The sequence below is a fragment of the Yoonia sp. GPGPB17 genome, assembly GCF_037892195.1.
Classification (GTDB): domain Bacteria; phylum Pseudomonadota; class Alphaproteobacteria; order Rhodobacterales; family Rhodobacteraceae; genus Yoonia.
This window is the reverse complement of the sequence record NZ_JATACI010000002.1, coordinates 1,611,853-1,628,884: the sequence shown is the minus strand read 5'-3', so window position 1 is coordinate 1,628,884 and position 17,032 is coordinate 1,611,853. Positions and strand designations below refer to the sequence as shown.

The 17,032-nt window shown below is 56.0% G+C and carries 15 protein-coding genes, 1 tRNA gene and 5 pseudogenes; 15 read left to right on the top strand and 6 right to left on the bottom strand.

All coding sequences use genetic code 11. The annotated features are described in order from the left end of the window. The first annotated feature begins 35 nt into the window (after positions 1-35). The 3 genes and pseudogenes from QTO30_RS08820 (at position 36) to QTO30_RS08810 (ending at position 2,298) form a co-directional block, all read left to right on the top strand. Positions 36-476: a PaaI family thioesterase gene (locus QTO30_RS08820; protein WP_340423802.1), complete on the top strand. Its 441-nt coding sequence runs from the start codon at positions 36-38 to the stop codon at positions 474-476. Further along, complete coding sequence (locus QTO30_RS08815) at positions 473-967, top strand: PaaI family thioesterase (protein ID WP_340423801.1); 495 nt, start codon at positions 473-475, stop codon at positions 965-967. Before QTO30_RS08820 ends, QTO30_RS08815 begins: the two co-directional genes overlap by 4 nt. Next, positions 960-2,298 (top strand): annotated as a pseudogene (locus tag QTO30_RS08810) (MATE family efflux transporter). The gene QTO30_RS08815 and the pseudogene QTO30_RS08810 overlap by 8 nt, the downstream one beginning before the upstream one ends. Here QTO30_RS08810 and QTO30_RS08805 read toward each other — a convergent pair. Both QTO30_RS08805 and QTO30_RS08800 read right to left on the bottom strand, forming a co-directional pair. Then, positions 2,275-3,327, bottom strand: a complete 1,053-nt coding sequence (locus QTO30_RS08805; protein ID WP_340423800.1) for a quinone-dependent dihydroorotate dehydrogenase — start codon at positions 3,325-3,327, stop codon at positions 2,275-2,277. The pseudogene QTO30_RS08810 and the gene QTO30_RS08805 sit on opposite strands and share 24 nt — an antisense overlap. Beyond that, positions 3,324-3,656 (bottom strand): DUF952 domain-containing protein, encoded by a 333-nt coding sequence (locus QTO30_RS08800; RefSeq protein ID WP_340423799.1) that lies wholly within the window; start codon positions 3,654-3,656, stop codon positions 3,324-3,326. Before QTO30_RS08800 ends, QTO30_RS08805 begins: the two co-directional genes overlap by 4 nt. A gap of 154 nt (positions 3,657-3,810) precedes the next feature. On the opposite strand from QTO30_RS08800, the pseudogene QTO30_RS08795 reads away from it, so the two are divergent. From QTO30_RS08795 to QTO30_RS08750, 10 genes and pseudogenes are all read left to right on the top strand, one after another. Further along, positions 3,811-5,375, top strand: a pseudogene (locus QTO30_RS08795) (bifunctional metallophosphatase/5'-nucleotidase). A gap of 384 nt (positions 5,376-5,759) precedes the next feature. Continuing rightward, positions 5,760-7,498: pseudogene (locus QTO30_RS08790) on the top strand (ABC transporter substrate-binding protein). A 90-nt stretch (positions 7,499-7,588) separates the two neighbouring features. Continuing rightward, positions 7,589-8,662 carry an ABC transporter ATP-binding protein gene (locus QTO30_RS08785; RefSeq protein WP_340423798.1) on the top strand — a complete coding sequence of 358 codons (1,074 nt, stop codon included), beginning with the start codon at positions 7,589-7,591 and terminating at the stop codon, positions 8,660-8,662. Then, positions 8,662-9,738: an ABC transporter ATP-binding protein gene (locus QTO30_RS08780; protein WP_340423797.1), complete on the top strand. Its 1,077-nt coding sequence runs from the start codon at positions 8,662-8,664 to the stop codon at positions 9,736-9,738. Before QTO30_RS08785 ends, QTO30_RS08780 begins: the two co-directional genes overlap by 1 nt. Then, complete coding sequence (locus QTO30_RS08775; RefSeq protein ID WP_340423796.1) at positions 9,735-10,598, top strand: carbohydrate ABC transporter permease; 864 nt, start codon at positions 9,735-9,737, stop codon at positions 10,596-10,598. The genes QTO30_RS08780 and QTO30_RS08775 overlap by 4 nt, the downstream gene beginning before the upstream one ends. Next, positions 10,595-11,392 carry a carbohydrate ABC transporter permease gene (locus QTO30_RS08770; protein WP_340423795.1) on the top strand — a complete coding sequence of 266 codons (798 nt, stop codon included), beginning with the start codon at positions 10,595-10,597 and terminating at the stop codon, positions 11,390-11,392. The genes QTO30_RS08775 and QTO30_RS08770 overlap by 4 nt, the downstream gene beginning before the upstream one ends. 1 nt (position 11,393) lies before the next feature. After that, the gene (locus QTO30_RS08765) at positions 11,394-11,672 is read left to right on the top strand and encodes a DUF2160 domain-containing protein (RefSeq protein ID WP_340423794.1); all 279 of its coding nucleotides are present in this window, start codon (positions 11,394-11,396) and stop codon (positions 11,670-11,672) included. Between the two features lie 80 nt (positions 11,673-11,752). Beyond that, a pseudogene (locus QTO30_RS08760) lies at positions 11,753-12,150 on the top strand (BlaI/MecI/CopY family transcriptional regulator). Next, positions 12,140-13,030, top strand: a complete 891-nt coding sequence (locus tag QTO30_RS08755; RefSeq protein WP_340423793.1) for a M56 family metallopeptidase — start codon at positions 12,140-12,142, stop codon at positions 13,028-13,030. Before QTO30_RS08760 ends, QTO30_RS08755 begins: the two are co-directional and overlap by 11 nt. A gap of 43 nt (positions 13,031-13,073) precedes the next feature. After that, positions 13,074-13,253, top strand: coding sequence for a hypothetical protein (locus tag QTO30_RS08750; RefSeq protein ID WP_340423792.1), 180 nt, complete (start codon positions 13,074-13,076; stop codon positions 13,251-13,253). A gap of 17 nt (positions 13,254-13,270) precedes the next feature. Here QTO30_RS08750 and QTO30_RS08745 read toward each other — a convergent pair. From QTO30_RS08745 to QTO30_RS08730, 4 genes and pseudogenes are all read right to left on the bottom strand, one after another. Next, positions 13,271-14,018: pseudogene (locus QTO30_RS08745) on the bottom strand (hydantoinase B/oxoprolinase family protein); the annotation flags it as partial. Then, positions 13,903-14,280: a LysR family transcriptional regulator gene (locus tag QTO30_RS08740; RefSeq protein ID WP_340423791.1), complete on the bottom strand. Its 378-nt coding sequence runs from the start codon at positions 14,278-14,280 to the stop codon at positions 13,903-13,905. The pseudogene QTO30_RS08745 and the gene QTO30_RS08740, both read right to left, overlap by 116 nt. Before the next feature lie 64 nt (positions 14,281-14,344). Continuing rightward, positions 14,345-15,079 (bottom strand): glutamine amidotransferase, encoded by a 735-nt coding sequence (locus tag QTO30_RS08735; RefSeq protein ID WP_340423790.1) that lies wholly within the window; start codon positions 15,077-15,079, stop codon positions 14,345-14,347. 89 nt (positions 15,080-15,168) lie between these two features. Further along, positions 15,169-16,671: an AMP-binding protein gene (locus QTO30_RS08730; RefSeq protein WP_340423789.1), complete on the bottom strand. Its 1,503-nt coding sequence runs from the start codon at positions 16,669-16,671 to the stop codon at positions 15,169-15,171. 147 nt (positions 16,672-16,818) lie between these two features. Between QTO30_RS08730 and QTO30_RS08725 the strand changes: the two genes are divergently transcribed. After that, positions 16,819-16,962: a hypothetical protein gene (locus QTO30_RS08725; protein ID WP_340423788.1), complete on the top strand. Its 144-nt coding sequence runs from the start codon at positions 16,819-16,821 to the stop codon at positions 16,960-16,962. After that, a tRNA-Gly gene (locus QTO30_RS08720) sits at positions 16,948-17,021 on the top strand. The genes QTO30_RS08725 and QTO30_RS08720 overlap by 15 nt, the downstream gene beginning before the upstream one ends. The last annotated feature ends 11 nt before the right edge of the window (positions 17,022-17,032 follow it).

Below are 17,032 nucleotides of genomic sequence, written 5' to 3'. Positions count from 1 at the left end.
GGGATACCCAATAGATGCGCTGATCAGGAGAATGCATGTCTGACCAACAAAAGAACCGCCGCGATATGCTGGCGCGCCAATTCATTGAGGCGATTCCGTATTCAAAAGAGCTTGGGATGGAACTGACCGATATTGCAGATGGCAAGGCGGTCATTGCTATGGATTACGACGCCCGTATTGTGGGTGACCCGGAAACCGGGGTCATCCATGGCGGCGCTGTATCGGCGTTGATGGACACCTGTGCAGGTGCGGCGGTCATGTCGCATCCCGCAGCAGCCGTTGCAACAGCGACACTTGATTTGCGTATTGATTACATGCGTCCGGCCACCCCCGGCGACCGGATCACGGCTACAGCTGAATGCTATCATGTCACCCGCACCGTCGCCTTCATCCGCGCGACAGCAGTCGACGCAGATCCATCGCGGCCCGTTGCGACGGCGACGGGCGCTTTCACGATTGAGAGGCCCAAGTCATGAGCCGCCGTCCCGAACCCGTTCAGATCGTCAAACAACGACGCGACGCAACCTTACAAAAGCTGGTCGAAGGCGTGCCGTTTGTTCAGTTTCTAGGCATCCAGATTGATCGCAGGGGTGATGAGCTGACAGCGATCCTGCCTTACGCGGACAAGCTGATTGGCAACCCGATGCTGCCCGCCCTTCACGGTGGTGCCACAGCGGCTTTTCTGGAGGTCACTGCCATTTTTGAGCTCAGTTGGCAGATGATCTGGGAAGATATGGAATCGGGAAAATTCAATGACGATGCGCCACGTATTCCCTTGCCAAAGACAATTGACTTTACGGTCGACTACCTGCGGTCCGGACTGCCGCGCGATGCCTATGCGCGCGCGCGGGTCAATCGCTCTGGCCGCCGTTATGCGTCCGTGCATGTAGAAACTTGGCAAGATAATCGCAGCAGACTCTTTGCCTCTGCGACCGGGCACTTTCTGATGCCTCAACGCGATGGCTGACGCCCTAACCCATCGCAGGGTCCTGGCGATTGCCTTGCCGATTGTCTTGTCGAACGCCACGGTGCCGATTTTGGGCGTTGTCGACACGGCCGTCGTTGGCCAGCTGGGCGAAGCGGCACCGATTGGTGCTGTCGGCATCGGCGCAATCATTCTGTCATCAGTCTATTGGATTTTTGGCTTTCTGCGCATGGGCACAACTGGTCTGACCTCGCAGGCAGCCGGGGCCGGGGACGTGGACGAGGTTGACGCCTTGCTGTCGCGCGCCCTGCTGATCGGGATTTCAGCGGGCTTGGTTATGATCATAGCCCAACTGGCGATCTTCCAAGGGGCGTTCTGGGTTTCGCCCGCCAGTGCCGAGGTCGAGGCTTTGGCGCGTGACTACATGACAATCCGCATTTGGTCCGCCCCCGCGACCATTGCGCTCTACGGTATAACGGGTTGGCTGATTGCGCAGGAACGCACGCAGGCTGTCCTGGTTCTGCAGGTCGGCATGAATGGTGCCAACATCGCGTTAAGCTTCTATCTGGGGCTTGAGCTTGGATGGGGTATCGAAGGTGTCGCCTGGGCGACCTTTATGGCCGAATGGGGCGGTCTGGTGCTGGGGCTCTGGTTCTGCAAGGGGTGTGTTTCGCCGCGCTGCGTGGCGGTCGATGGCGCGCGTCTTTGATGTTGTGCGGCTTAGGCACATGGCGATGGTCAATTCGGATATCCTGATCCGCTCGGTCCTGTTGCAAGCGATCTTTGTCAGTTTTCTGTTTTTCGGATCTGATTTTGGCGACGTACAACTGGCCGCCAATCAGATCCTGATGCAGTTCCTGCAGGTTACCGCCTATGCGTTGGATGGGTTTGCGTTTTCAGCCGAGGCGCTGGTCGGTCAGGCGCTGGGCGCGCGGGCGCGGGCCGCTTTGCGGCGCAGCGCAGTTTTGAGCAGCCTTTGGGGCGGGATCGTCTGTGCGGTTTTGGCTGTTTCGTTTGCTGTGTTTGGCGGGGCGATCATAGACATCATGACCACCGCCCCCGATGTGCGGGAAACAGCGCGCGTCTATCTGCCGTATATGGTGGCCGCCCCGATTGTTGGTGTCGCAGCATGGATGTTGGACGGCATCTTTATCGGGGCGACGCGCACCAAAGACATGCGCAACATGATGCTGATCTCAGCGGCGATCTACTTTGCGACGGTGGTCCCCTTGATGGCGATGTTCCAGAACCATGGGCTATGGATCGGCCTGTTGCTGAATTTTGTTGTGCGCGGGGTGACGCTAGGATGGAAATATCCGGCGCTGGAGGCTGAAGCCGACAAACCCGCATCACGTCCAATCGCTGCGGCCTGATCCGACGGCGTCCGACACATTGGCAAAACCATCCCGCGCGAGCAAATCATCAAGGCCTTGCGCGATCTCAGCGGCCAGCGAGATGCCGCCGTAAACAAGTGCTGTATAGAGCTGGACGGCTGAGGCTCCGGCCCGGATTTTTTGATAGGCTTGATCCGCGTTGCCGACACCACCAACACCGATGATGGGCAAGCTGGTCAGGCCCGACAGCTGCGCCAACACACGTGTGGATTTTTCAAACAACGGCTGTCCAGACAGCCCGCCCATTTCGGCCTTGTGCGGCCCATGCAAACCATCGCGATCCAAGGTGGTATTTGTTGCGATAATCGCGTCGATGCCGGACTCATTTGCCACTTCGGCGACTTCGCTAATTTCATCGCTTGTCAGGTCTGGTGCGATTTTCAAAAACACAGGGATTGGGGTGGCAAGTGCTGCACGTGCCTCCATCACCCCGGCCAGCAAGGCCGCGAGGGCCGCCTTGCCTTGCAGGTCACGCAATTTTTCGGTGTTTGGCGAGGACACGTTTACCGTGGCAAAATCCACAACCGGACCGCAGCGTGTCAGAACCGTGGCAAAGTCGGCGGCCTTGTCAGCACTATCTTTGTTGGCGCCAAGGTTTAGTCCGATCACAGCACCGTTGGGGCGCCCGGCAAGACGCTCTGCGATTACGCCCATCCCGTCATTGTTGAAACCAAACCGGTTAATCGCCGCCTGATCCTGCGCCAACCGAAACAAGCGTGGTTTGGGGTTTCCGGGCTGCGGACGGGGGGTGGCCGCCCCAACTTCAAGAAATCCAAACCCGGTTTTGGACAAAGCGTGTAACGCGGTTGCGTTCTTATCAAATCCAGCGGCCAATCCAACGGGATTTGGCAACGCGATACCGGCAAGGGTGGATTTCAAGCGATCTGAAGTCACAGGGCCTGAACGTGGCCCCAGCCCGGTGTTCAGGGCTTTCAGTGCCAGGCCATGTGCGACCTCGGGATCGATCCGCCGCAGGGTGGCAAGGCCGATTTTTTCAAGCGCTTTCATGTCAGATCAGGAAACTGATGAACACCAGCGACGAGGGGCAGGGGTTTGGCCCAAACCACATCTTCCATCCGCATATCGCGGTAAAGGTGGGGAAACAGAACATCTTTGCGGGCGGGTTCCCATTTCAACGGCTCCAGGCCCTCGGTTTCCACAGCCAGAAGGACCAGACCTTGGGCATCCGCAAAATACTTGGCGGCAGTTTCGGCAACCGTCTCGGCAGTCGAGAAATGGATGTACCCGTCGGCGACATCGATTGGTGCGCCTGCCGTCGTTCCATCGGCCTGCAATGTGGCCCATTCATCGGCCCGGAATATTTTGTAGATCAGCATGTATGCCTCATGACCCTTGCACAAAAATTCGTCAAGCTTTCGGCGGTGCGTCGGGCAGATATGGTGCGCTGAAAGATTGACCCGGGATAATGTTTGACTCTCCTATGCCCCCTCGCCAAGCTTGACCTATTCCAACCTTGGGGGACCCAATCCAATGCTTTTACGTTTGATGACGACGACCTGTGCGCTGGCCATGACGGCAAGTGTGGCAACGGCGGACTATACCTTGCACATTATCCACACCAACGATCTGCACAGCCAGATCGAGCCAATCAACCGTTTCGATTCCACGTGTAACGCCGAAGACAACGCCGCAGGCGAATGCTTTGGCGGGATTGCGCGGGTGATCACCAAGATCAACGAACTGCGCGAAGAATTGTCTGGTGAGAACGTGGTTCTTCTCGATGCAGGCGACCAGTATCAGGGTAGCCTGATGTACACGACCTATAAGGGCGATGTTGAAGCTGAGTTCATGGAGCAGATCGGCTATGATGTCATGGCTGTCGGCAACCACGAATTTGATGACGGCGACGAAGGCCTGCGCAAGCTGACGGATGCGGTGTCCTTTCCGGTCATCTCTGGCAACATCGACGTGTCCAGTTCAAACATCCTCGCCGGTCAGGTCGAGAACCATGTTGTGCTTGAAGTCGGTGGCGAGCGTATTGGCATCATTTCGGCGCTGGCCGCAGATACGCCTGAAACCTCCAGCCCTTCTGACGCAGTGATCTTTACGGCAGAGAGTGAAAGCCTGGCTGCTGACGTTGCCGCACTTGAAGCAGAAGGCGTGACCAAGATTATCGCGCTGACACACATGGGTGTGACCAAGGATATGGCCGCTGCTGAAAGCGTTGCTTAAGCCTTGACGCAGTTGTTGGCGGGCACTCGCATACACTGTTTTCCAACACAGACGAAGATGCCATGGCCTATCCAACAGTGGTGAATGGAGTGCCAGTGGTGCAGGCCTATGCCTATTCCAAGTACATTGGGCACCTGACGTTGGTGTTTGATGATGCGGGCAATGTGACGTCCGCTACTGGTGATACGATCCTGCTGGATGCCAGCGTCGCCGAAGACGAAGGTGCTGTGGCGCGTGTAGCTGAACTTGCCGGTCCGATTGAAGAGATGAAAACCCGCGTTGTTGGTGATGCGGCTGAGGCCATCGAAGGCGATCGTTCTGTCTGCCGCGCGATGGAATGCCCGATGGGCAACCTTGTTGCAGACGCGATGTTGGATCGCGTTGCCGATCAAGGCGTACAGATCGCCATCCAAAATGGCGGTGGTTTGCGGGCGTCAATTGACGCTGGTGAAATCACCATGGGCGAAGTCCTGACAGTGCTGCCGTTCCAGAACACATTGTCCACGTTCCAAGTGACCGGTGATGCGATTGTCGCGGCTCTTGAAAATGGTGTTGGCCAGATCGAAGAAGGCGCAGGTCGCTTCCCGCAGGTGGCGGGCATGTCATTCAGCGTTGATGCAGCCGCTGCCCCGGGTTCACGGGTGTCTGACGTCATGGTCGGTGGTGCACCGATTGATCTGGCAGCGACGTATAGCCTTGTGTCCAACAACTACGTCCGCAACGGCGGCGATGGCTATGCCATGTTCGAAGACGCGATGAATGCTTATGACTATGGCCCCGATCTTGCAGATGTGACGGCCGAGTACATCGCAGCCAATGCACCTTACCAGCCCTACACCGATGGCCGCATTACGATGAAGTAAGGACTGACAGCTTATTCTATGGCGCGCTGCGGATACCGTGGCGCGCTTTTTTTTGTGTGTGGCGGTCGTTTTCACCCGCACTCGGATCGAAACTGCATTTGGTGCTGGCACGTTTGGCGCTCGTTTAAAAGTGGTTCAGCTTTTTGAGAACCGTTACATCAGAAATCACCAGACTCGACATGGCACTGCGCTATAAGACCTCCGTATCGGGCCATGGCATAGATGAAGCGCTGTCACATTTCCTCTATATTAAATAAATATATCAATAAGTTAACTATAATAGAGCTTTTCTACTAAAATTTTAGTTTGACAGATTGGGCGTTCCACGCTCACATTGGCGTGTCGGCAAAAACCGGCTCAAAACATCTCAAGGGAGGAGAAAAGATGCGCAAGTATCTGCTCTCCGCAGTCGCGGTTTCAGCCGTGGTTGCGGGGTCCAATAGTGCTTTGGCTGATGAAGCTGCCGCACAGCGTTGGATTGATCAAGAATTCCAGCCGTCCACATTGTCCAAGGACGAACAGATGGCTGAAATGCAGTGGTTCATTGAAGCCGCACAACCTTATGCCGGGATGGAGATCAACGTACTCTCCGAAGGCATTCCAACCCATTCTTACGAAAGCGAAGTCCTGACAAAGGCCTTTGAAGAAATCACAGGCATCAAGGTAAACCACCAGATTCTGGGCGAAGGTGAGGTCGTTCAGGCCGTGCAAACCCAGATGCAAACTGGCCGCAATCTATATGACGCCTATGTCAACGACAGCGACCTGATTGGCACGCATTCGCGTTTGCAGTTGGCGCGCAACCTGACCGATTTTATGGTAAGCGAAGGTGCGGCGGTGACGAACCCCAATCTGGATCTCGAAGACTTCATGGGCATTCAGTTCACAACCGGCCCTGATGGCGATCTTTATCAACTGCCCGATCAGCAGTTTGCGAACCTCTATTGGTTCCGCAAGGACTGGTTCGATGATGAAGAGAACAAAGCCGCGTTTGAGGCCAAGTACGGCTATGAACTGGGCGTGCCTGTGAACTGGTCCGCTTATGAGGACATCGCTGAGTTCTTCAGCAACGATGTGCAGGAAATCGATGGCGTTCGCATTTATGGTCACATGGACTACGGCAAACGCGCGCCTGACCTTGGGTGGCGTATGACGGACGCCTGGCTGTCGATGGCTGGTGCCGGTTCGGTGGGTGAACCGAATGGCGTGCCGATCGACGAATGGGGCATCCGCATGGAAGCGGGCACTTGCAACCCAGTTGGTGCATCCGTGACACGCGGTGGTGCTGCCAACGGCCCGGCTGCGGTCTATGCGATCCGCAAGTGGGATGAATGGTTGCGCGCCTACGCCCCGCCGGGTGCGGCAAGCTATGACTTCTATCAGTCCCTGCCTGCATTGGCACAAGGCAACGTGGCTCAGCAGATCTTCTGGTACACAGCCTTTACCGCCGACATGGTGGCCCCACAGTCTGCTTAAGCAACAACACGGTTGATGCCGATGGCAATCCACTATGGCGCATGGCGCCGTCCCCACACGGCCCTTACTGGGAAGAAGGCCAGAAGGTTGGCTATCAGGATGTGGGCTCATGGACGATCCTAAACTCCACGCCGCTGGATCGCGCACAGGCCGCATGGCTTTACTCGCAGTTTGTCGTGTCCAAAACGGTCGACGTGAAAAAGTCTCATGTGGGTCTGACTTTTATCCGCGATAGCACGGTCAACCACGAGTCCTTCAGCGAGCGCGCACCGCAACTGGGTGGCTTGGTGGAATTCTACCGCTCGCCTGACCGCGTGGCTTGGTCGCCAACCGGCATCAACGTGCCGGATTATCCAAAGCTGGCCCAGATCTGGTGGCAGCAGATTGGTGACGTGAACTCTGGCGCGTTTACCCCGCAAGAGGCGATGGACCGTCTGGCCGAGGAAATGGATATCACCATGTCCCGGATGCAGGCCGCTGATGAGGCCGCCAACGTCTATGGCGGTTGTGGTCCACGTCTGAACGAGGAACAGACGGCCGAATACTGGTTTGCAAACGGCGGCGCCAAGCCACCGCTTGAGAACGAGAAACCGCAGGGTGAGACCGTCAACTACGACGAGTTGGTTGCCCGCTGGGCATCTGAGTAGACCTCCCTGTCTGGCGCTTTACTGCGCCGACACCGACCGGGGCCTGTCATGGGCCTCGGTCACTCACTCTGACCCCTCGATAGGGCACTTATGACACTTCAAATTAAGAACATTACCAAGGTTGTTGCTGGCCAGGTCCACATCAAGCCGACCACGCTGATGCTGGAGACCGGCCACTTTAACGTCCTGCTGGGCCAGACCGGATCGGGCAAAACGTCGCTGATCAAGATGATGGCGGGATTGGACCCTATCGCTGATGGGCAGGTCCTGATGGATGGACAGGACGTCACGAAACTGAGCACGCAGAAGCGGAATATCTCTTTGGTGCACCAGTTTTTTGTCAACTATCCGCATATGAGCGTTTACGACAACATCGCCTCCCCACTCAAAGTGGCCGGGATGGCGAAGTCCGAAATTCAGGGCCGGGTCGAGGAAGCCGCCGACATCCTGCAACTGCGCCCCATGCTGAACCGCCGTCCACATGAGCTATCGGGTGGCCAACAGCAGCGCACCGCGCTGGCGCGGGCGATAGCCAAGGAAAGTCGCGCGGTGTTTCTGGATGAACCGTTGGCGAACCTTGACTACAAACTGCGTGAAGAACTGCGCGAACAACTGCCCGAGCTATTCGCCGGACGCGGGGCCGTGGTGGTCTATGCCACATCTGAACCCGAAGAGGCCTTGTTGTTGGGCGGCTACACGGGCCTGATGGATGATGGCAATGTCGTCCAGTTCGGGCGTACCGCAGACCTGTATCGCACACCAAGGTCGTTGACTGCGGCGGCTGTGTTTTCAGATCCACCTATCAATCAGGCCGCAGTCACCAAGGTCGGTGACCAAATCAAAATGGGCGATGCCACCTGGACCGCCAAAGGTCCGGCCAATGCCCTGTCTGACGGTGATTATGTTGTTGCCGTGCGCCCCCATCACGTCACCCCGACGCCTAGCAACACACACACAGTATCATTGTCCGGCCACGTGCTTGTGACAGAGTTGTCTGGCTCTGAAAGCTCGGCCCATTTCCGGCTGCCCGTCGGGGATTGGGTTTCGCTGTCGCATGGCGTTCATCCGTATGAGGTGGGCGCGGACCACCCGTTCTACCTCGATCCATCCGCTTGTTTTTACTTCGCACCTGACGGTGCCACCGTTGCAGGAGCCGCCATCTGATGGCCAAGATCACCCTGTCCAAACTGCGGCATAGCTATAAGCCGAACCCAACGTCCTCCGCGGATTATGCGCTCAAGGAGATTGACCTTGATTGGTCCGACGGCGGCGCCTACGCGTTGCTCGGCCCGTCCGGTTGCGGCAAGTCGACACTGCTGAACATCATTTCAGGGCTTTTGACGCCATCTGAAGGGCAAATCCTGTTTGACGACAAAGACGTGACAGGCTTGCCCCCGGACCGACGCAACATCGCGCAGGTCTTCCAGTTTCCGGTCATCTACGACACGATGACCGTTTTTGACAATCTGGCCTTCCCCCTGCGCAATCGCGGCGTGGATGAGCCGCGGGTTGCGGCTCGCGTGACCGAGATTGCGACGATGCTTGAGGTGACTGACCTGTTGGGCACCAAGGCAGCGGGCCTGTCCCCCGAAAACAAGCAAAAAATCTCAATGGGGCGTGGATTGGTCCGTGATGACGTGAATGTCGTGATGTTTGATGAACCGCTCACGGTCATTGACCCGCATCTAAAATGGAAGCTGCGTTCCAAGCTGAAAGAGCTGCACCAGAAGGTGCGCGCCACAATGATCTATGTGACGCATGATCAGACCGAGGCGCTGACCTTTGCTGATCAGGTGGTCGTCATGCAGGACGGCGAAATCGTACAGATCGGCACGCCGGTTGAATTGTTCGAACGCCCGGCCCACACCTTCGTCGGCCATTTCATTGGTTCGCCCGGCATGAATGTCCTTGCCGCCGAGATGCGTGACAACGGCGCTTTTCTGGGCGGTCACCATGTGGCGCTCGAAGGTGCCGTGACCACGCAAGAGGGGGCTGCACAGATTGGCATTCGCCCTGAGTTCGTGCGCATCGGCGATGAGGGCCTACCTGCTCGCGTGCGCAAAGTGTCCGACATCGGGCGGCATAGCGTGGTTGAGGCGATGGTCGGTGATACGTCTATCAAGGCGATCACAGAAGGCGCTGTGCCTGAACAAGGGGCGGCCATCCACCTGCAATTCCAACAAGACCAGACCCGGCTCTATCGCGATGGCTGGCTCGCGACCAAAGGGGGTGCGTCATGAAAACCCAAAATCATAAGGCGTGGTTCTTTGTCTTGCCGGTCTTGCTGTTGGTCGCGTTCAACGCGCTGATCCCGATGATGACGGTGGTCAACTATTCGGTGCAGGAGACCTTTGGCAATAACGTGTTTTTCTGGGAAGGGCTGCGCTGGTTTGAAGAGCTGCTGAATTCCGACAGGTTCCATGCAGCGCTGGGCCGACAGTTCCTGTTTACCGGATTGATCCTGCTGATCGAAGTGCCGCTTGGGATCATCATCGCGCTTTCCATGCCCCGCAAAGGGCCGTGGGTTCCGGTCTGTCTTGTCCTGATGGCGCTGCCGATGCTGATCCCATGGAACGTGGTGGGGGCGATGTGGAACATCTTTACCCTGCCTGACATTGGCCTTTTGGGCTATCTGATGAACACGACGCTCGGCATTGATTACGACATGACGCAAAGCCCGCTAGCCGCATGGGCGACCATCATTACGATGGATGTCTGGCACTGGACATCGCTGGTTGTACTGTTGTCTTATGCCGGGCTCGTCTCGATCCCTGACGCCTATTATCAAGCAGCTAAGATCGATGGGGCATCGCCTTTCAAAGTCTTCCGTTACATCCAGCTTCCCAAGATGAAACAGGTGCTGACTATCGCGATCCTGCTGCGGTTCATGGACAGCTTCAACATCTACACCGAAGTCTTCGTGCTGACAGGTGGTGGCCCTGGTAATTCTACGACCTTGCTGTCCATCGACTTGGTGAAAATCGCCCTTGGGCAGTTTGACCTTGGCCCCGCAGCGGCGATGTCACTGATCTATTTCGCCATCACTTTGCTGGTCAGCTGGCTGTTCTACACTCTTATGACGAAAGACGACGCGAAATGAAAAAGCGGTCCTTCATCCCGATCATCTACATCGCATTCCTGATGCTGCCGATCTACTGGCTGGTGGCGATGTCGTTCAAGACAACGAACGAAATCCTGGCAGGGTTCAGCCTGTTTCCGCAGAGCTTTACGCTGGAAAACTACGTCACGATCTTTACCGATCCGACGTGGTACTGGGGATACATCAACTCGATTATCTATGTATCGCTGAATACGGTCATCTCGCTCGCGGTTGCCTTGCCTGCCGCTTATGCCTTTAGCCGCTATCGCTTTTTAGGTGATAAGACGCTGTTCTTCTGGCTGCTGACAAACCGGATGGCGCCAGCGGCCGTTTTTGCGCTGCCGTTCTTTCAGCTCTACTCGGCGGTTGAGCTGTTCGACACACATATCGCCGTCGCCTTGGCGCATTGCCTGTTCAATATCCCGCTGGCGGTCTGGATTTTGGAAGGCTTCATGAGCGGGGTGCCCAAGGAACTGGATGAAACGGCTTATGTCGACGGCTATTCCTTCCCACGGTTCTTCACCACGATCTTTCTGCCCTCGATCAAGGCGGGCGTTGGGGTCGCGGCGTTCTTCTGTTTCATGTTCTCATGGGTCGAATTGCTGCTGGCCAAGACCCTCACAGCGGTTGACGCCAAACCTATCGCGGCGACGATGACCAAGACGGCCTCATCGGCAGGTTATGAACTGGGGCTGTTGGCCGCCGCCGGGACACTAACCATCATTCCCGGCGCCATCGTGATCTATTTCGTGCGCAACTACATTGCCAAGGGCTTTGCCCTAGGGAGGGTCTGATATGTTTGGCTGGATGGCATGGACATGGCCCACAGGGCTGTTTTTCATCGGATTGTTTACCGCAATGGGCATCATCACCTTCATCGAAATCCGCTACCCCGGCACGTCCGAACGCAAGGGTGTGCTGGGCCTGACGACGACGCGAGGCGACCGGCTGTTCCTGTCGCTGCTGGGTACAGCTTACATTTTTCTGGCCTGGATCTTCTTTTTCGGGATGCCGCTATGGGGGCCGCTGGCAATCAGCATTGCATGGGGGATTTTCTGTTTTTGGAAGGTCTGATGCGAAAATTCTTGGACATACGAAGGTCTTAGTATCTACTCCCCAATGGGGGAGCAGTTCAGATGTTGATGGGGCGCGGTATGCGGCAAAAGAAAAAAAGCGAATTCCTGACCGAGGTTGAGCTTGAGTTCATGACAGAGCTTTGGGCCTTGGGTGAGGGAAGCGTACGCGATGTGCTGGCCAACCTCGCGCCAGATCGCAACCTTGCCTATACATCGGCCGCGACAATCCTGCGGATCATGGAACAAAAGAACTTTGTGACCAGTGAAAAGCGTGGGAAAACCTTCGTTTATCGACCCTTGCTTGCCAAAGACGCATATCAATCAAAGACGCTGCGCGATCTGTCAGACAAACTGTTTGATGGCACGCTTAAGCATCAATGGTGGCGCGCTTGGTCGATGATCAAGGCATGTCTGAGGAAGCACTGACAGAGATACGGGCACTCTTGGATAGGAGGTTGAACGACAATGACAACTGAACACCTACTCAGCGCCTATATCGATGCCAACATTATCTTGGTCGCGGTGACGATCATCTGGTTTGCATCCAAACAGCTTTTTGCGCACACGTCGTTGCGTGGCGCATATCAGGTCCAGCTTCACCTGCTTTACGGCCTGATCGCGATGATCGTGTTTTCACCACTGCTCGCAGTCTGCGTAGAGACCTGTCAGCGATGGGGCCTGCTCTCAACGCACAGTGGCGTAAGGCTGTCGGATTTTCTGGTCTCACAGTATCTGGACGGAAACATCGCCCTTGCACCCACTGAATTCGAACGCCTGCTGATGTGGCGCACTGAGGTCACGCATCAGATCGCGTCATTGTCCACCTGGCTGGGTTACGCGGTTCTGGGCGGGTTGACCTGTGGGTTCTGCATCATTGTAGTGCGCAACGCACGTGATACGTTGTACCTGATGAAAATGATCCGCAGCAGCTATGTGCTGCGCCGGGTTGGTCGTGTTGACATTCGCTTCACCCATCAAACGCGCGTCCCGTTTTCAACCCGTGGTCTCTGGCGCTATTACGTTGTTTTGCCAACAGGTCTGCTGGCACAGGAAAATGACGTGCGGATCGCCGTAACACATGAGTTGCAGCACATCCGCCAGCATGATCTGACATGGGAGATCGCGCTTGAATTGATCCGGCCATTCTTCTTTTGGAACCCCGCATTTGCATCTTGCAAACGCGATGTCGAGCGGTTGCGCGAACTGACCTGTGACCAACAGGTCCTGAGCAAAAACAGGCATTTGGTCAAAGACTATTGCGAATGCCTTTTAAGGGTGTGCCGCACAAGTCTGACTGGGGATCGATCCAATCAAATCGTCACACCCAGCGTACCATTTGTCCAGATCGATCGCTAAGCTGTGTGCCAGCCACTCGGGTGGTTTTCTTAAGAAGCGGATCGTGTCTTTGCTGGATGGCAACGTCACCGTTGACAGACACCGTTTTGGCAATGCGATCATTGCATTCTCGCTTGGTTTGGCGCTGTTTATGACAGTTGCGTTGCAGCCAGCCAAGGATTGGAGCCATGACCGGCTGATGCTATCCACAATCGTCAATCTGGAGCGATTGAATACAAGATAGCCCTTGGTCACCTGACCCTAGGGTGCCGCAAATCCGCCCCCGCCGGGAGTTTTCATGATGAATGTGTCTCCAGCGGCCAGGCTCGTTTGGTCATTCCCTTTCAAAAGCCCTGTCGCACCATCCGCGCGATGCACCGCGTTCACACCAACCTTGCCCGGGGGCACCGCCGTCGCACACTTGGGGCGGGCATTCGCGGTGGGACGACAGCACGGTGACGGTCATGGGTTCAAGAAACCGCAAGCGACGCACAATTCCGCCGCCTGTATGCTTGCCCTTGCCACCTGACCCGCGCCTGATCGAGAATTCTTCAACCCGCACTGGAAACCGCGTTTCCAGCACTTCTGGGTCGGTCATACGCGTGTTAGTCATATGGCTGTGCGCCGCACTCGTCCCGTCAAAATCGGGGCCTGCCCCGGGGCCACCGCAGATCGTTTCATAGTTCTGGAAAACATCGTTGCCATAGACAAAGTTATTCATCGTTCCTTGATTGCCCGCGATCACACCCAGCGCGCCATAAAGCGTATCCGCGATGGCTTGGCTGACTTCGGTATTGCCTGATTTCACCGCTGCCGGGGCTGTCGGATTGATCATTGAGCCTTCAGGCACAATCAGGTTCAGCGGCCTTATACAACCCTCATTCATCGGAGTGTCACCGCCGACCAGTGTGCGAACGACATAAAGCACCATCGCCCGGCAAATCGCCAAAGGTGCATTGTTGTTCAACGGGGATTGTGGGGATGTGCCGGTGAAATTGATGGTTGCGGTTGGCACCGCTGGCATCCACAACAAGCTCGGACAGATGCTGAAACTGCTCGGCATATTGCAGTAAAATATCGCCGCGTTTGGTCAGATGCATGCCTGCACCAGATCTGTCAAACAACGCGGTCCCGATGCTGTTCTCCAGCGACCGGACGCGCGAGGTTACCGCAGGTTGTGTCAGACTTAGGGCTTCCGCAGCGCGGTTTACACTTTTGAAACGCGCAACGGTCAGGAATGTCTTAAGATGTTCAAGTTTAAGATTTGGCATAGCGCAACTCTTCTAAAGGAATAGGCGCTGATCGCCAAAACACGTCCAGTAGCACAGGCGTATCTTACCCGTAACGCGCTGCAAAACGCCGCAGGATTTCGCCAGGTGCTGTCACGTTGGCCGCATGGCATACCGCGATCAGCCGATCAGCATCTTCTGGCGGAAAATATCCGTGGTTGCGGTAGGCACGTATGCGGCGTTCAAAATCCGATGCGTCTGCTTCCGGGTGAAACTGGGTTGCGTAGACATTTTGACCATGGCGGATCATCTGGACTGGGCAGGGCGCAGAACTGAGCAAATGCACAGTGCCTGGTGGTGGGCTCTGGACGGCTTCTTTGTGACCAACAAACACCTCAAACTCAGATGCTAGACCTTCAAGCAGTGGATCTTTCTCTGCATCCGGCATGAGCCTGCACACCGAAGGACCAACCGGTTCGCCAAATTTTGCCTTGCTGACCTCACCACCCAGATGATGCGCCAGTATACCTAATCCATAGCAACACCCCATAAACGGGTGATCGCGGTACGTGATTTGCGGCATGAGCGCCAAGATCTGGCCTTCGGTCCGCGCATCTATCGCGCTTTTCTGATCCGCTGGGTCGCTGACACAGCCCGGCCCACCGCCGACAATCACCCCGGCGTAATCAGTTACATCCAGGTCGGACGGAATGTTTTCTTGATCTACACGTATGCGATGGGTTTGATCCGGTGTCAGCTGGCACTTGTCGAGAATGGATGCGTATTCGTCATCGGACGCGACCGTTTCAGGACGCAACTGCAAGATCAGAAATCGTTTCATGCTGACCGGGTAGCTTCAGATAGCCTGAAAAACAAGAAGGTTCAGAACGCGATCCGCGACTATGCAATCGCTTTGCCCGGGCGCCACACTTAAGTCGATCCATTCTCGCCATAGGCTTCGCGCAGGACGTTCTTTTGCACCTTGCCCATTGTGTTGCGGGGCAGGGCGTCGGTGATGATATACCGTCTTGGGTGTTTGAACCTTGCAAGGTTCGGTGCGACAAGAGCAGCGATTGTATCGATGGTAAGCGTGCGGTCTTCCAAGACGATGGCCGCCAAGACACTTTCTCCGAAATCCGGGTGCGCCACGCCGAAGACCGCACTTTCGCGCACGCCATCGATCTCGTTGATCACGTCTTCGATTTCCTTGGGGTAGATATTGTAACCGCCTGAGATAATCAGATCCTTTTGTCGCCCGACAATAGAGACACGCCCATCGTCAGACATCACGCCCAAATCCCCGGTCATAAAGAAACCGGTGTCGCGCAGTTCCTCTGCGGTCTTTTCGGGCATGTTCCAGTACCCTTGGAAGACGTTATCACCGCGCACTTCGATCATACCGATTTCGCCTGGGGCAACCGGTTTGCCGTTGTCGGTAATCACGACCTCTGTGCCGGGCAGGGCGTAGCCAACGGTGCCAGCCAATCGTTCGCCCTGATAGGGGTTTGACGTGATCATATTCGTCTCAGTCATCCCATAGCGTTCAAGGATGCGGTGGCCGGTCCGGTCCTCGAAAGCTGTATGGATTTCGGCCAGCAATGGCGCAGAGCCGGATATGAACAACCGCATGGTCTTGACCAGTTCCTTGTTCAGCCGTGGGTCGTCCAAAAGGCGGGTGTAGAAAGTGGGAACCCCCATGAGCAATGTTGATGAAGGGATCTCTGCGAAAAGCATGTCGATATCAAAGGCCGCCATGAACCGCACATGTGCTCCTGCCAAGAGAGCTGTGTTCAAAGCGACAAATAGTCCGTGGGTGTGAAAAATCGGAAGGGCGTGGATTAGACGATCTTGTTTGGCGATCTGCCATAGATCAACCAGGCTTTCGGCATTGGACAGCAGGTTCTTATGCGACATCATCGCGCCTTTGGAGCGGCCTGTTGTGCCTGACGTGTAAAGCAATGCGGCCAAATCATCCGGGCCACGGGCCGCGGTTGGAAAGCATCTGCTGCAAGCGTCCGCACTTGTTGACAGTGTCCCTGTGCCGTCCTTGGCAAGGGTCATGACCTTTGTGTTTTCGCCACAAATGGCAGCAATCGCTTTCTCATGTCGTGCATCGCACACAACCAAGATAGGGGCCGCATCGGTGATGAAATAGCTCAACTCGCTTTGTGTGTAGGCCGTGTTGAGCGGCAGATAGACCGCTCCCGTTTGGACGGCCGCGCCATACAGCGCGACGGCGTCCATCAGCTTTGGTGCCTGAACCACCACTCTGTCACCCGGTTTCACACCTGCGTCTTCCAGCACATGCGCCAGTTGGGCGACCCGTGACACAAAGCTTGCGTAGGTTACGTTTGTGCCGTCATCCAGCGTCAGGAAGACATCATCGTTTTCGACATGAGGTGCGATGAGTGCATCGTAAAGAGTATTGGTCACGATGAGGTGTCCCTTGGTTTAAAACAGCGCGTTGCGGCCGGAGTATCAAGCGCAGATTTTGCGTTAGAAATCATCACCTTTAAAGCGAAATCTCTTGCGGAAATCTTGTGTTGTTGCGCAATGCAATGGCGCGCGCTTGACATGCTCATGCAACTGCTCATTGGATCGCACCGTCAGCCATCGCTCGATACGCCGTTGTCGCTGATGGTTTCGGTTCTCAGCCGCGTTGGTGTCTTGACCTCAATTGAAAGGTCCAATACCTACGCGATTATAGACGCGGGCGTTGTGTAATGGTAAGACCTCAGCCTTCCAAGCTGATGATACGGGTTCGATTCCCGTCGCCCGCTCCACCCCTCGATCC